General features: G+C 52.0%; 10 protein-coding genes. 1 reads left to right on the top strand and 9 read right to left on the bottom strand.

The genetic code is table 11. The annotated features are described in order from the left end of the window. From WMO46_RS13170 to WMO46_RS13130, 9 genes are all read right to left on the bottom strand, one after another. A partial coding sequence (locus tag WMO46_RS13170; protein WP_349094497.1) for a DUF4971 domain-containing protein occupies nucleotides 1-959 on the bottom strand: 959 nt, incomplete at its 3' end. Between the two features lie 17 nt (nucleotides 960-976). Next, complete coding sequence (locus WMO46_RS13165) at nucleotides 977-2,464, bottom strand: BACON domain-containing protein (RefSeq protein ID WP_349094496.1); 1,488 nt, start codon at nucleotides 2,462-2,464, stop codon at nucleotides 977-979. 12 nt (nucleotides 2,465-2,476) lie between these two features. Beyond that, nucleotides 2,477-3,997 (bottom strand): BACON domain-containing protein, encoded by a 1,521-nt coding sequence (locus tag WMO46_RS13160; protein ID WP_349094495.1) that lies wholly within the window; start codon nucleotides 3,995-3,997, stop codon nucleotides 2,477-2,479. Nucleotides 3,998-4,046: 49 nt separating this feature from the next. Further along, nucleotides 4,047-5,735: a RagB/SusD family nutrient uptake outer membrane protein gene (locus tag WMO46_RS13155; protein ID WP_349094493.1), complete on the bottom strand. Its 1,689-nt coding sequence runs from the start codon at nucleotides 5,733-5,735 to the stop codon at nucleotides 4,047-4,049. A 12-nt stretch (nucleotides 5,736-5,747) separates the two neighbouring features. Further along, entirely contained in the window at nucleotides 5,748-8,522 is a 2,775-nt protein-coding gene (locus tag WMO46_RS13150) for a SusC/RagA family TonB-linked outer membrane protein (protein ID WP_349094492.1), read from the bottom strand. Nucleotides 8,523-8,551: 29 nt separating this feature from the next. Continuing rightward, on the bottom strand, nucleotides 8,552-10,318 hold the full coding sequence (locus WMO46_RS13145; protein ID WP_349094491.1) for a RagB/SusD family nutrient uptake outer membrane protein: 1,767 nt from the start codon (nucleotides 10,316-10,318) through the stop codon (nucleotides 8,552-8,554). Between the two features lie 12 nt (nucleotides 10,319-10,330). Beyond that, nucleotides 10,331-13,801 carry a TonB-dependent receptor gene (locus WMO46_RS13140; RefSeq protein ID WP_232044754.1) on the bottom strand — a complete coding sequence of 1,157 codons (3,471 nt, stop codon included), beginning with the start codon at nucleotides 13,799-13,801 and terminating at the stop codon, nucleotides 10,331-10,333. 129 nt (nucleotides 13,802-13,930) lie between these two features. Further along, entirely contained in the window at nucleotides 13,931-14,869 is a 939-nt protein-coding gene (locus tag WMO46_RS13135) for a FecR family protein (RefSeq protein WP_141418237.1), read from the bottom strand. Between the two features lie 166 nt (nucleotides 14,870-15,035). Beyond that, entirely contained in the window at nucleotides 15,036-15,653 is a 618-nt protein-coding gene (locus WMO46_RS13130; protein WP_232044755.1) for an RNA polymerase sigma-70 factor, read from the bottom strand. Between the two features lie 354 nt (nucleotides 15,654-16,007). On the opposite strand from WMO46_RS13130, the gene WMO46_RS13125 reads away from it, so the two are divergent. Next, complete coding sequence (locus WMO46_RS13125; RefSeq protein WP_019150795.1) at nucleotides 16,008-16,283, top strand: hypothetical protein; 276 nt, start codon at nucleotides 16,008-16,010, stop codon at nucleotides 16,281-16,283. The last annotated feature ends 19 nt before the right edge of the window (nucleotides 16,284-16,302 follow it).

Genomic DNA, 16,302 nt, shown 5'->3' with positions numbered 1-16,302 from the left:
AAAGGCCACTGCATCAACTCCGACTCGTTCGGAAAATGCTGATTCGCATAACGCATCGTCTCCTTGTCATTCGTGTAAAACACGATCTCATCATCGGTTAAATCCGCCGAATAGACATTGAACGTTCCCTTGTTGTAACCCGCATAAGCAGCTTTCCCGGATGGCGTTTCCTGATGAATATCAATATAATAGGAATGGAGCGTCTGCTGAACGTAATCATTCAGATAGCTGTGTTCCATAATATCGATCTCTCCGCCATGAGGCCATCCAGGGTAGATCTGGTACGCAGGCTCCGGCATCAGCCAGATTGCCTGACCTATGCTGCCTGCATCTTCGACAAAACGAGCGCAAACCTCGATCCGACAGTTGTTAAACCATTTCTTGCCCTGAGTCTTGATACCGCCCGAAACGACCTGGCCCTCTTTCTTCTCGATGGTAAGAATCAGCTTGCCATCCTTGACATAAGCCTGATCCGGACTGCCCGACATATAAATCTGCCAGGCTGCCGTACCATACGGAACATGCGACCAACTATCGTAATCCAATCCGTCCGCCTGGTCGAAATCATCGTAGAAAATAATTTCGTTCTCGGCCTCGGGCCATTTGGCGACATAAGCCGAAAGATATACGGTGTAATTCTCGGTACACCCGTCTTTGGAGACAGCAAACTCCTGGCTTTCGGGCCATTCGCCCACAAGCGACTTGGGATCGGGTGCGATAGTGGCCCCTTCGGCCAGCCGGTAATCCACTCCGCTTATCTGTCCGCCGTACTGAATCTCCCCGATACGAGCCGTATGGTCATCCGGATCGATGTCGGCATGATAATTCAACTCACCGACCGTCAGAACAAACGATTTCAGCAGTGCATCATCTGCCGGCTCTCCGGAACCGTCCGAAGAGCAAGCTGCCGTCAGAACAGACAATGCACCGAGCAATAAAGCATTTATTTTCATATTCATTCTAATTCTTAGGTTCATCAATCATCCCAATCGAAATACTCATAGGGAATCGCATACTCCCACCAATCATAGGTCACCGTTCCGGACGAGCATCCGAGGAATACGGAATATTCACTGCCGAACTTAATCTTGCTCGATCCTCCGTCCGACCCGTCGGCGGCATAGGAATTGAACGCCGCTCCGTCGAGCAGCCATTCGTAACGCGTGTATCCGTCAACGGTTTCCGACATCCGCAATCCGATTTCATGAGGCACGGAAGGGTCGAATGCAATATTTGTGTGCACGGCTGTACTATTGGCATTACGCACCGATATATCCGTTGTTTTCTTTCCGGCATTCAGATGCCAGCGGATTTCAAAATCGCCGTTGCAGAAATAAAGCGTCGACACTGCCGTCGCATCCCATTCCTTGATACGAATCTTGTAATTTCCCGTACGGAACCCATAGCGCAGCAATCGACCCGGCGAGAAGGTAACGTCGCCGTCGGCAAATGAAGCAGTTCCCTGATTCACCGACCATTTGGTCTGTTCCCCGCTGTTGAACTCGTAATGTTCCGGAACGGGATCGTTCGCCTGGCGGAGAACAATGCGCTTTTCGACCTGCGTTACGCCCTCCGCTTTGATTGTCCGGAGGATAATCGTCGCATTGCGGATCGAGGTGTTCGGATTTTCACCGATCGTAATAACCAGTTTATCCGAGCCTTCGAACGAGGTTTTCTCAAACGAGAACCACACCTGCTGTTCGTCTTCACGTGAAACAGTCCATGAAGCATTGGAAACAACATCAAGACTATATGTTTTCGCCGTATAATCGGTTTTAATTAATGTTTCCGCCGGATCAAGTTGTACGCCGACTTGTGCTACGGTTACTACATGTACCGTTTCGCCGTGGCGGTCGCAAATCACAAGATCAGCGTACCGCCGTTCGCCCTTATTTTCACCGGCAGAGAAGGCGATCTCACCATCGCCTGAACCAGCCAAATCCGACGAAACATTCAGCCACGAGGCATTCTCGCCAAGACGCACACTCCAATCTTGATTCGTACGGATCTTAAAACTACCCGAACTGCCGGTCTGAAGCAATTCGATGTTATCGGCATCTTCCAGATCGAGATAAGCGATTCCTTTCTGTCGAACCTGAATCCATTTACCGATCCAATAATCGCTTCGGATAATCAGCGTATCGATCCGGTCGTCGAGGGCCGAATTGTCCGAATAGCGGACTTCGACATCGAAAATTTCACCGGATGTTCCTTCGGCGGGAGTAATCGTACACCAATCGTCGTGCAGTCCATAGACTCTCCACGGATCGGTCGATTTCACCTGCAATCGGATCGGACTGGGTGCGGTCGCTTCAAGGATGTAAGTATCCTCCGCCTTATAGCGCAAATCGACCCATTTCTGTGATTCGTCGTCCTGACATGCCATTGCGAACAGCATTGTCAGCAAGGCCGGAAGCGCCGCGTTGACGCTCCGACCGTAAGATTTTCGAAATAGGAGTTTCATGCCAGATACATTTTAGAGAGGCTTATACTCGAACGATTCGATCGTCATCGTACCGGTGCCGGACTCGATGCCGAAAAGATAATTGAATCCGGCTTGCGTGCTGCCTTCTTGCCATACATCGCCGACATTGGCACTGTTGTCGAGTACCAGCACGTCATTGATCCAGACCTTTCTCGAAAGAGTCTTGTTCTGCTGGGTGCCGCTTCTTTCGGTCGGTTCGATCCGCAAACGGAGCGACCGGAGCTCCGCGACATCCGCGGGATACGAGCCTTCGGTAAACTGCTTGGCGTCATTCCAAAGTCCGCCCCAACCGTTGTCAAAACCAAAATGAACCTTTTGTCCGTTAACCGTAACCTCACCTCCTGCCGTCAACTGATGATCGTTGTTGCCGAAACGCAGCATCAGATACACACTACCGGCCCAATTGTTGATCGAGAAATAACCCGACTCGAGATTTACTTCGGAGAATTTCCAGATAAACTCACCGTACTTGTACTCGCCTTTGCTCTTGACACGCGCATTGCCAGCGGTTGCGGTCAGCGTATTGCCGTCCAATTGCCCGCTTTCAGGGGTAACGGCCGTCTCCTGCGTAACGGTCATGGTCTGTGTCTCAAGCGGCGAATTTTCAGCCGCCGCCTTCAGCACAACCGCGATCTTCTCATCCGCAAAAGCCCGGGCAAAAGGAAGTTTCACTGAGAACGACTCCCCGTCAATTTTCTCAACCTCGGCATATGTATTCTCCGAAGATACGATCCACTCGACATTGGCGTCTACATAGTAGGTTTTCGTGTCACCCGCATATCCGAAAAACAGCTCCGTTTCGGGGTTTTCCAACGGGCGGAACTCCATTCTCCATCCCTCTTGTACGACTTCGATAGTTTCGGTTTCGAGATCGGTCCTCACGGTCACCACCGCTGTGCGACGCAAACCGTCGCTGACAGAAGCCGTTACAGTTACCGTTATGGGATCGTCTGACGCAGTACCGGATGACTTGTCCAGCGTCAGCCATTTCTGGTCCGACTCGGCTGTCCAGTCGCGGTTGGAAACCACGGTAAAGGATGCGGAACCGCCATCTTTTGAAATTTCCTCCCGGGGTTGCAGCTCCGAAAGCGTCAGATTGCCCTGACCGGTCTGTCTGACCGTAATAACCGTCGGCTCGGCAATTCCGTCTGCCTCGATCGTAATAGCGGCCGTTCGGCTCTCATAAGTCGGGTTGTCTTTCATTTTGATCGTAACCTCCTCGACCAGCGAACTTACGGCACTCAACGAAGGCGAAACCGAACACCACGGACGCTCGGCGAAACCCTCGCCGCAATCAACCGTAATTCGCCATGGAGTATTGGAACTGACATTGAAAGTAATGTTCTCGGGCAATGTCGGATCAGCGACATACGTATTTTGGGCGTCCGTAGCGAGTTTCGGCAGGATTTCGCCCTGCGTATCCACCGTATTTTCCTGGCAGGCGACGAACCCCGCCGCAGCTGCGATAACGGTCATTAACCGGAATGACTGCATGAATTTTCGAATTTTCATAATCGTAATAGGTTGTTTGATTTTTTCGTACTGTTTTGCTTGGGGTCCGTTACCAGCCCGTATTTTGCGGAGCGAGATTCGGATTTTTGTAGAGTTCCGACTGGGGGATCGGATAGAGATACATCCGGTCGGCCCATGTCCGTTGTTCGCAGACTTTCCGACGGAACGTATACTCGCTCCCCGTGCGGGTAATCTCCACGCCGTGGATGCGGCGCTGGGTCGCGTCGCCGATTTTCCAGCGGCGAACGTCCCAGAACCGGTGATCCTCGAAAGCGAACTCCACACGCCACTCGTTGCGGAGCGCGGCAATGAAGTCGGTCTTGCCAGTGACGGTAATATCGGGCATTCCGACATTGGCACGCACCTGATTGATCGCCCACCGGGCCGAATACAGATAGGTTTCATCCGTGTAGTCCGGGTCACCGAATGCCTCGATCATCGACTCGGCATAGGTCAGCAGCGTCTCGGCATAACGGTAAACGATCCAATGGTGCTTGTTGGAAACCGGCGTGTTGGGATTGAGATTCGTGGATTCCTGAATATATTTGCGCAGAAAATACCCCGTGGGCGAACCGCCCTCGGCAATCGACGCATAATCACTGCCGCCGACATAAGTTTCGATCATCGAGCCCTTAAACTGACTGCCGTTTGCGAGAATGGTCCGGGCGAAACGAAGATCCCGATTTGCATACGGAGTTTGAGCATTGAACTGCGGGTCGTCGCACTGCCAGCCGTTCGCGCCCAAAGTCACCGGATAACCGTTCTTCGTCTGGAAGGCATCGACCAATTCCTGCGTCGGGAAAGTCCCCGTGGCGGCAGTCGTTCGGCGGCCTTCGGTAAAGCGGATCGGGAAGTTGCGAAGTTCGAACGTGTTGTCATCGCTGTTCATACGCAGCAGGACGACCTCCGGCGAAGTGATGTTATTGCTTTTATCCGCCGGATCGAGAGAATAGAGACCCGTCTCGATCAGATCCAGCGCTGCCTTCGCCGAACGTTTCCAACGCTCGACATCCATCGAAGGATTGTGCAGCTCGCTCGCCGCATAGAGCAGTGCCTTGGATTTGAGTGCGAGTGCGAAGCCCCGGGTGATACGTCCCGTCTCGTTACCCGGCTCGCCGACATACGTATTGGGCAGGTTGCCGTCGGCGGCACATGCATCGCATTCGGCGACAATGAACCCGATCACTTCGTCGAACGACGTCTTGCCGATCGTATTGGCCTCCTCGATGGTCAGCATCCGGGTCGGCATGGCGATGTCGCCATAACGCCGGGCCAGTTCGAAGAAATAGAACGCCCGCAGCATCCGAGCCTCATAGGGGAAATAGCGGAGCTGCCGTTCCCAGTTCGGATAACTCGGTCCGTACTCGAAACGGGAAAAGTCCACATCGGCGATCGAAGCGATGAATTCGTTCGCCGCACGGATGCCGTTATAGAGCGACCAAGCGGTATCGTGCGTTTTGAGCGCCGACCAGTTGCCATTGTTGAAATCCTGCACTCCGCCTCCGGTATTGCCGAATTCGGCATCGTCCGAGGCGCAGTCGCGCATCGCCTCTTCGACCGCCCCGAAATCCTGGGGGATGTACGAATAGACGTTGGTGAGCATTTGCTTGGTATTGTCGAAATACTTATAGATATTGTCGTGCGTATTGAGTCCGTTCGTTTCGTCGAAGTCGAGGTAATTGCACGAAACGAAAACGGCAGCACTCAACAAGGTCGTTATGATTCGATATGTTTTCATCCTGTATACCGGTTAAAAATTGAACTTCACGCCTGCCCAGTACGACCGCACCGAAGGATACGCAGCCCCCAACTGTTCGGGATCAACGGTTTTCAGATTGTCCAGACTGAAGAGGTTCGTACCTTGCAGATAAATCTTCATATCCGCGAAGCGAAGAATCCGTTTGGGCAGCGTATAGGCAACGGTCAGGTTACGCAGTTTGATGAAGGAACCGTCCCGATACCAATACGAATTGTTCCGATAGTTGTTCGCATTCGACAGGGTTGTCAGTCGCGGCATGGTCGCCTCCGAAGCACGTTCGGCTGACCACGGGATCTCGTGATCGAGCAGCGTTTGCGAAATGTTGCCGTTGCCGATCAGCGGTTTGTAGAGCGGGCAGTTGAGCAGATTGACCGTGCGCCCCGTCATGCCCTGAAAATCGGCAGACAGTTCGATCCCTTTGTAACCGACATGGAACCCAAAGCCGAAATAGAAACGGGGAACACTCGATCCGTGCATCCGAACCATATCCAGATCGTCGATCCGGTTGTCGCCATTCTGGTCACGGTATTTGAAATCGCCGGGACGCACCGTCGAGAAGGTCTGTACGGGACTTTCGTTGATCTCCATCTGGCTCTGGAAAATGCCGACGACCTCCAGTCCGTAACTTTGTCCCACCCGGTTGCCCCGGTGGTAGAGATAATCATAGGGCTGATACTCCTGACCGTCGACGATCACCTCGCTGTCCAGATAGGAGGCGTTGGCGTAAACTCCGTAGGAGAAATCCTTGCGGCGGTCGTTCCAGGCAATCGAGGCGTCGAATCCCCGGTACTCATGCTCGCCGGCCGGTTGCAGCCCCACGCCGATGCCGATGATACTCGACACGGTGGCCCCGGAAGAGATCAGGATATGGCTGCGCCGCTCGAAAAATCCCTCGATGGAAGCCGTGAAACGATTGTTGAACGCACGCAGATCGAGCCCCACGGTTGCCCGGCGGGACTCCTCGGGTACGAGCCCTTCGGCCGCGAGATTCCCTTCTGCCAAACCGGAATAGGCTGCGACGTTGTTGGAAAAATAGTAACCGTGCGCATTCGTATTCCCGAACGACTGACGCCACAGTTCGTGCGACAGATTCCCGTCCCACCCCGAAATGCCGTAAGAAGCGGATAATTTGAGCAGATCGAGCTGCTTCGCGTTTCGCAGGAAGGGTTCTTCGGAAAGGACCCAGGCGGCGTTTACCGCTGGATAAAAGTGGAATGCATCGCCCTCGGGCAGATAGGCCGAACCCGAATAATTGCCGACGATATTCACCGTATAGCGATTGTCGAACGTGTAGCCGACTGTGGCGAGAGCCGATTGCCGACGAACCGAGTTATTCCGACCGTTGGCCGTGTAGGCCTGCTGGTCGTAAATCAAGGCCGCCTGCACATGATGTCGGCTCCAACAACGGTCATAACCGATTTTAGCCTGCAAATCGGACCGCATGTATAACGAGTAGAAACTCTGACTGTGGCCGACAACTTCCGAATCCTTGCCGTAAACGGCCGGATGGGTGATCAGCGTTCCGTCCGTAGAAACGGAGGCCTGCGCATCCTTATAACGATAAGTCTTCGTCGCCTGATCGAACATGGAGCCGACATTGTCGAAAGCCACCGACACCTCTGCCGAGAGGCCGGGAGTCAGCGCATCAAGATTCTGTCGTAACGACAAATCCCCCAAAAGCATTCCGATGGTCTGCCGGTAATTGCCGCTGTCCATCAACAAAGCTACCGGATTATTGGCCCCGTAAATACTCGTACCGCCGTAAAGGCCGTCGTCATCGTATCGTATGGGAAAAGCAGCCGAAGGCGTGTTATAAAGGATGTTGTAAATATCTCCGTAATTGGCACGGTTTGTCTCAGCGATCTTGCCCATCACGTTCAGCCGCATCCGCGTCGAACGGGTTATGTCCACATCGATGTTGGCCCGAATGTTCAAGCGAACATCCGTCGGATCGGTTTTGTACCGGGATTCGTTTTCATTGCTGCGAAAAAAGCCCCGGTCGTGCATATAATCCACGGCCGTATAATAACGAAACTTGCGCGACCCTCCATCGAATGTAAGATTGAGGCGATGATTCGACGCTGTGGTGTTGTAGACTTCATTCCACCAATCAACATTCGGATAATACGACGGATATTTTCCGCTGCGGAACGCATTCAGTTCGTGGGCATTGTAACGAAGCGAAAGGCCGTCATTCGTAAGCGCCTCGTTGAGCGAACGGGCATAGGTAAAGGCATCGGCAAATTCCGGTGCGCGAAATTGCGTGCTGACGCCGTACTGATAGCCGACACCCACTTTCAGCTTGCCGGGCGTTCCCCGCCGCGTGGAGACCATCACGACCCCGTTCGCACCGCGCACACCGTAGAGTGCAACCGCTGCGGCGTCCTTCAGCACGACGACCGATTCGATCTCCTGTACCGTAAGATTCTTAAGATCCCGCGGGAAACCATCGACAAGTACCAGCGGAGCCTGTCCGTGAATCGACAGCGAAGCGATGTTATCGGCCGTCGTGCCGACTCCCTGATAAACATTCAGTCCGGCGATTCGTCCGTAAAGGGCTTTGGCCGCATCAATCTGCGGCGCATTGTCCAGCACTTCGCGGCCCACTCCCGCCTGTGTCCAGGCGCTCCGATCCCGGTCGACACCGATCCCGTAGCCGAGACTTATGGTATCGGGAGCACCTGCGACCGGAAAACCTTCGTTCTGCCGGGCGGAGGCAGATAACAGACACCCCGCAAACAGCAATATTATAATGGTATTTTTCATATTCTGTAATTATTTAGAGACCCCACATGCTACCAGCCCGGATTCTGGGTCATGCCATATCCCTTGTTTATCTCCGTAAGAGGGACAGGTGCCAGATACCATTTGGTATCCCAGGTGTTTCTCCATGTCCGGTCATCCAACACAAAGGGTTTGAAAGAGAAAGCCGTAGGGTTTTGAGAATTGTTTCCGGTCGATGTCAGCCCATAGAGCTGTTTACGGAAATCCGCTTCGCGGCCCCAGCGGATGAGATCGAACCAGCGAACCTCCTCGAACCCGAATTCGAGCGCCCGTTCGCGCAGCACGGCCTCCCGGAACTCGTCCTTCCCCATTTTCTCATGGAGCGCAGACAATCCGACACGTTCTCGAACTTCATTGACACAATCATAGGCCATCGTATTGGGCATGCCGACATACTCGTTGATCGCTTCGGCATAGCTCAGCAATACTTCCGACAGACGCAAATAAGGCCAATGTGCCGGTTGACCGTTGCGGTCATTGAAATCTCTCAAAATGAATTTCATCTGAAAGAATCCGCTGCTGGGGCTGACATAATTCAAATGGTTGGTATACAAAGGAGCCAATGTCCCGTCGTAATAGGTGTCACCCGGCACGACGCAGGTTTCATAAAGGCGCGGGTCTCTCGTAGGCGTGCCGTCCAATGCGAAAAACGGTTGTTTCGAAGGACGCTCCCAGTCGAAATCTTCCGGGAACTCCGCACCGTCGGCCCAAGGGAACATATTGACGTAATTGAGCGTCGGGCCGGAGCGTACGCGCTCTTTATAAAAATCCGCATGAATCGAATTGTCATATCCCCGACGGGTCGAAATAAGAATTTCCGGACTGCTGCGTTCGAAATATCCGGATCGGTATGCTTGTCGACGATCTTCAGGCTTCTCCGTTACGGGTCGGACCAATTCATATTGCCTGTTTTTATCCAACTCGTCGAGAAAAGCCTTGCCCGCTTCAACTGCCTTGCCCCAACGTTCCCGATCGTAATTCCCGTAACAAGAATATGCATCGGCTTTGGCATGGTACGGCGTCGCCGAATTGAAAGTCGGGGACGCGGCGAACAACAATACCCTTAACTTGAGAGCCATAGCCCCAGCCTTCGTCATACGGCCTGCATCCGTATCAGATGCTTTCCACTCCAAAGCTGGAGCCGCCTCATCGAGCAGCTGCACGATATAATCAACCGTTTCCGCGAAAGTATTGCGCGGATAATGCATCTCTTCATTGGCCGCAACCGAATGTTTTAACAATGGCACGCCGCCCATATAACGCAACATTTCGGCATAAGCAAGCGCAATGATCATCTTCGCCTCGGCCACGCGTTCCCTGCGGGCCGAGGAGGTAATATCCGGAATCCGGTCCGCATTCTCGATATAGATCCATGCATAACGGATCGCGTTGTATTCCGGTTCCGAACCGAAGCGATAGGCTTCGCGTCCTTGAAGATCGCTCGTGCCGATATTGGAACTCAACGCACCGTTATAATAAAGGTTGACCGGACCATCACTCATATTGTTGCGAAAACTGTAATGAAGATCCGTAATAGCTTCAAGAATATTCACCCCTAATTTGTCATAAGGACGATCTCCTGTCGGCAAACCATAAGGCAAATAAGTATACGCTTTGGTTAGGACTCGGTCTGCATTGACCGCCGAACTGAACATTTCGTCGAGTGTAGCTCCCGAACTTTCGGGATGGTCGCCGAGAAAATCATCTCCGAAACGGATATCCGAACACGACGCTAACAACAGGCAGACTACCGCTGCCCATATGTGGATTTGTTTCATAATCAGAAAGATTTAAAAGGTGACATTCAGACCGACACTATACACTTTGACCAGCGGATAAGCTCCATTATTGTTAGTCAGGGATTCCGGATCGATGAAATCAAGTGGAGTGAATGTCAACAGGTTGTATCCAGTCAACGAAATGCCCAGTTTTTTGATTCCTACCGAAGCGAGGCGTTTGCTGTTCGAGAACGTATAACCGACCGACAATGTTTTCAGACGCAGATAGCGGGCATTGCGTAGCCAAAGCGTAGAAGCGGAAGAATTCCAAACCTCCGATTTTTCAGCAGCACGCGGTAACGTTCCGGTCTGATGCTCGGGTGTCCAGCAATCATCATAAAAATATTGGAGTAACCCGCGGCCACCCGCATTCGTATAGGGAATACGGTACTCGATCTCCATCATCTTGTTGACATGCGTCGCTCCCGTCCACTGCATTGAGAAGTTAAGCCCTTTCCAATTGAATCCGGCATTCAGACCGAAAACGTATTCGGGTCGGGTCGAGTAGCCGGTCACCATCGTATCGTCACTGTCCACAATCCCGTCGCCATTCAGATCGGCATACATGGCATCGCCGGGTGCAACAGCGACATAAGGCTGTGGCAAGGAAGAATCGAGAACCATGTTTCCTTTGGAATCAACCGTAAAGTCGCTATTCTGATACAGCCTTTCGAATTTGTAAAGTCCCGTATAGCGTCCGGTCGGACCGCCGGTCTGATGCTGATAAGCGAACTGGCTCTTCACCTCGTCCATGTACAGAATCTTGTTCCGGGCGAACGACACGTTGGCATTGACGTAATAGTTGAATCCGCGCCGTGTCGTTTCCTTCCACCCCAAGGCGATTTCGTAACCGTGATTGTCCACTTCGCCGATATTCAGCGCGGGCAGACCCGCCGCAATAATGCCAGGGGTTGAGTTAGGCGACAGGAGAATGCCCGTACGGTGTTCAAAGAAATAATCGAAATTCAGGGAAAGCCGATCCGAGAAGAAGTTTGCGTCGATACCGTAGTTCTGCTTGTCGGCCGTTTCCCATGTTACATCGGTATTGCCCAACGTACCTTCCCCGTAAGCTTCCAAACTGTTCGGGTTGTTAATTCCAAAGCTGTAAGAGCCGTTTTGTGACCAAACGCTCGGCATATACATAAAACGCGCCCCACTCAGATCGTTACCTACACGTCCCCAGGATGCACGGAATTTGAGATAGCTGATCGCATTTTGATGACGCATAAATCCCTCTTCGCTCAAAACCCAGCCTACTGATGCCGACGGAAAAGCTCCGTAACGTGTTTTCCCGGGCGCGAAATTCTCCGATCCGTTGTACCCGATATTCACATCGACGAGGTATTTGTTCCGATAGCCGTAGGTCACCCGGCCGACATACCCCACATAACTGCGCGGGATATACTGAAACGTACCGCCGCCCGCCACAGGATAGTAGTCACGCGACTGATTGTAGAGAAACATGGCCGACACCTTGTGGTCGCCGCTCACACCGAACGAACGCGAATAATTGATTTTGGCTTCGATATACCAGTTCCGATCACGCCCATAATCGTTTTCCGAATAATTCAGCGGTTGATCTTTGCTATAATCGGGTGCAGCCTCCGAGGCCGGAATGTAAACGATGGTCTTATCGTAATCCGGATCAGTCTGTGGTTTGGTCGGATCTTCAAGATACGATTTATAATAAGCCCTCTGATATTCCTGCCGCCATCCATTGGCAGTACGGCTTTTCGTTAGATTAAAACGATTGTCGTAAGCGCCTTTGATCGAAACCGACAGGCCTTTTGTCAGAAAATCAAAATTTTGTACGATCTCCGCATCACAATTAAGCGTAGTACGGTAGATCTGCTCATACCCGTAGCCGAAAAAAGTGCTGTATCCGTCGCGCAGTTCGATTGTAGACGGAATGAACCCGTCCGGGATCAACGTTCTTTTACCGTTGACAAAGCCCGGACTGGACATCGGCACGGCCCAAATCGTTGCATAGACCCATTCGTTGCCATCGGCGACCGTCAGCGGATTCTGACTCTTGCCCACATTGCCGCCGATGCCGATTTTCAAGGCAGTCGTCCGCGTCAGATCGAAATCCACGTTCGCCCGATAATTATAGCGGTTGTAGCTGTAATTATTGTCGTAATCGAGGTATTTCGTCTGTTTCAACACGCCGTTCTGATAGAGATAACCGAGCGAAACGAAATAACGCACGTTCTGACCGCCACCCGAAATGTTGATATTATTTTTCGTTTGCAGAAAAACACTGTTGAACATCTTATCCTTCCACCGGACGTTCGGATACATAATCGGATCGGAACCAGTACGATAAGCCTCGATGGCCTCCCGGCTGAAATACTGTGTTTTGTCAGTCACGCCGTCGTTCTGTTGTTTGATATTCCAGAAGCGGGCATACTCATAGCTGCCAGTCTGCTGGACATAGGAAAGCGGCTGCTGTACACCTGTAATCGAACTGACGGAGATTGAGGGGCGACCTTCCTGTCCGCGTTTGGTCGTGATGAGAATAACGCCGTTGGCACCACGAACACCGAAAACCGCTGTCGAGGCAGCGTCTTTCAGAATCGAGAAATTCTCTATTTCATTCGGGTCGATCTGCGAAAATTCGCGTTCCACGCCGTCGACCAACACCAGAGGAGCCGCATAATTGCTGTTCAACGAACCAACACCGCGGATATAGATCGTTGCAGCGTCGTTACCCGGCTGTCCGGAGGTCTGTACGGTCGCCACGCCGGGAACCGAACCGGCCAATACATTGGTAATGCTTGCAACGGGTGCCTTGACCAGTTCCTTGGTATCGACGGTCGCTAAAGCTCCGGTAATCGACGCCTTGGTCTGCGCGCCGTAGCCGATGATAACCACATCGTCGAGCCGCGCGGCATCCTCTTCCAGTGTAACATCGAGCTGCGTACGGGTCGAAACGGCAGACTCAACTGTCTTATAAGACAGATAAGAGAAGGTCAGAATAGCTTCGGCGCTTTTTACGTCGATGGAGTAGAGACCGTTGGCATCGGTGGCAGTTCCGTTCGTCGTTCCCTTCTCGACGACGGAGACACCGATCAATACATTGCCGCCGGCATCCCTGACCGTTCCCCGAACGGTAATCTTACGGGAAGGCGTATCGGCCGGAGACGTCTTCGCAGCCTCTTTCCGCGTATACAGGACGACCTGCCGTTCGGAAATCCCGAATTCGGTCTTCTCATCCAGGATTCGGCGAAGTATTGTTTCCAGCGAGGCGTTACGAACATCGAGGCTTATTTTCCGTTCAAGATCCATCGTCTTGTCCTTGTACAGAAAAATATAACCTTCGTCCGTTTCGATTTGGTTGAGCACCTCTTTCAGCGGTTTGTCTTTCACACGCAGGGAGATACTCGTATTCTGAGCCAGAAGAGCGCTGCCTGCCCACAAACAGAAGGACAGACAAAGCAAACATCCCTTTTTCAGAACATGGGTTCGTAGATTTTGATTCATACAGGTTTGATTTTCAGATATAACACTATCGGAATTCGCAAAGAACGGAACGGTTCCCGCGAATAGTTCAGGATGGTTTTCGTATCGTCATAGGCAGTAGTTTAAGTCGGTAAATATCATGCGCATGTATCATTGTCGAATCGTGATGTCGATTTCCCGTTCGCCGGAGCGCATATAGGAAATGGGAGCCAACAGTTTAAGATGGTTCAAAGCGCTTTCGAGTCCGGTTCTGAGTTCCAGTTTGCCGCTGATCATAATCTCTTCCGTCAGGTGCGAATCGCAATTGATCCGAACTCCGTAAAAATGCTGCAACTGCATAAACACCTGTTCCAGAGGCGCGCTTTTGAATTGGAGGAAGCCTTCGGTCCAGGAAACAAAATTATTGGTATCCACCAAGCGTATCTGCCGTTCCCCGGTGCGGGCGTCGTAGGTGAACATCTCCTCGGGTCGAATGCGGCTGCTCTCTCCCTGTTCGAGAGCGGTGACATCCACCGAACCCGACACCAGCACGACAGACTGTTTTTCATCGTAGGCATTGACGTTGAATCGGGTACCCAAAACCCGGACCTCCATGTGCGATGTCTCCACGATAAAGGGACGGTCGATGTCGCGCGCGACATCCAGATAGGCCTCGCCACAGAGTTTCACCCGGCGTTCGCCCTCGGCCCGCTCGCAGATTTCCAATTCCGATCCGGAATTGAGCCATACGACCGTACCGTCGGAAAGCACCGTTTTGGTCTGCTGACCGATCGGCGCGGAGAGCGATCGGAACTGCAAGTGCGGCGTCGGATCATCCCTGAAATTTTCGGGGAGATAAGAGATGCCTGCAACGAAAGCAACGACTGCCGCTGCTGCAAGCCACTTCCAGTAACGGCGGAGTCCTGTCCGGCGCTTCGACATTGCAATGTCATCATCCATGAGTAGTGTGGCATCGTAGATCCGCCGCAATGCATTGAATTCATCGCGCTGCGTATCATTCCCTTCAGCCCATTTCATCACTTGGATACGTTCCTCCAAGGAGGCATCTCCCCGCAGATATTTTCCGATCAGATTAAAATTCTTTTTCATAAAAATGAAATATGCGCATGTATATATTAGTTCCCCGAGAATCGGGAAACCCTAAACGAAAAATAATATTTTTCGGCCGATTGCCGAAATAAAAAGCCGGGCGACAACTGCGGCAAATGCACCGCAGACACGTTAACCCGCAAAAAACGAATGTATTGAAGGGTGGTTAAATCCCCAGAAAAAGATAGATGAGCGGCAGGTAGTCCTTCAGGTCGGTGCGAAGTTGTTTCAGCGCCTTGGTAACATGGTACTCCACGCTCTTTTCGCTGATGCCGAGTTCCTGAGCTATCTGCCGGTTAGACATTCCATCGAACCGGCTGAGCATGAAAACGCGGCGGGTCTGCCTTCCCAGCGCATCCAGCGATTTGTGCAGAATGGTTTGCACATCCTCGGCATAAAGCGCATGCGGGTCGCATGCTTCGAGCGTATTGATTCGGAACTGTATTTCCCGGGAAGCATCCGATCCGATGCTTCCGTGTATCTGATATTTCAGGCTCTCGCGCCTCAAATAGTGAAGCGCTTTGTTGCGGATGACCGAAAACAAAAACGGAAGCACGAACTCGACCTGTTCACCGGCAGCCATCTTTTCCCACAGAACGGCCATGGCTTCAGCGGCCATACATTCAGCCTGGGCAGAATCATAAGTATAAGATTTCGCAAACAAGACACACCTTTGGTAATAACGGTTGAAGTCGTCGCCCAAAAATCGTATGTCAGTTTGATTTGAACCCACGCGGCCTTTTTCTTTATAATACAAAGTTAGAGAAAATATTTCGACATTCACAAATCCCGATTCAATTTGAGGCTTGATAAAATAGCTATCAATTATTTATAAATGATTTGAAAATTCCACGTATGTCTTTGTGCTGTTTCCGAGACTACCTACTCCCCGTTTAGCACGTTATGCACCGTGTTTGCCTTGCTTCCGTTTCCGTGGGCGAAGCTATGGCAGGAGGTCGGAAAACAACCAAGATCGGGGCCCTTCGGGTTCAGACAAAAAAATCAGCCGCAATGTATAAGTTGCGGCTGATTTTTTTGTCCTGAAATCTTGTTTGTATTTCGCCCCTCTGAAATATAGCCCACAGAAACGGAAGCAAGGCAAACGCGGCCCATACGGCATAAAAAAAAGGTCGTAGTTATGAAACAGCACAAAGACATACGGGAAATTTTGAAACGGAGCGGCACCGCTCCCACCGGCATCTGCGGGTTTTGGAGGTCTTCGGCGGGTTTCGCGGCTGTGCTTTTCGGCGCGTTTGCGGCGTTCAAATTTCTCGCGGGCGGTTATCTCGGTGCGGGCGGTTTTTGGGGTTTCTGCCTCTCGTTGTGGCTCTTGTTGCGGTGTCGGGACATCGTGTGTCTCGTCCTTTCCCCCGTGGTTGTCCTCGTGCGGTTTCTTCTGCGGCTGTTTTACTAACATTCAACACCTTACAACT

This window comes from Alistipes intestinihominis, from assembly GCF_040095975.1.
In the GTDB taxonomy this organism is placed as follows: Bacteria; Bacteroidota; Bacteroidia; order Bacteroidales; family Rikenellaceae; genus Alistipes; species Alistipes senegalensis.
This window is presented reverse-complemented; position numbering and strand designations above follow the sequence as displayed.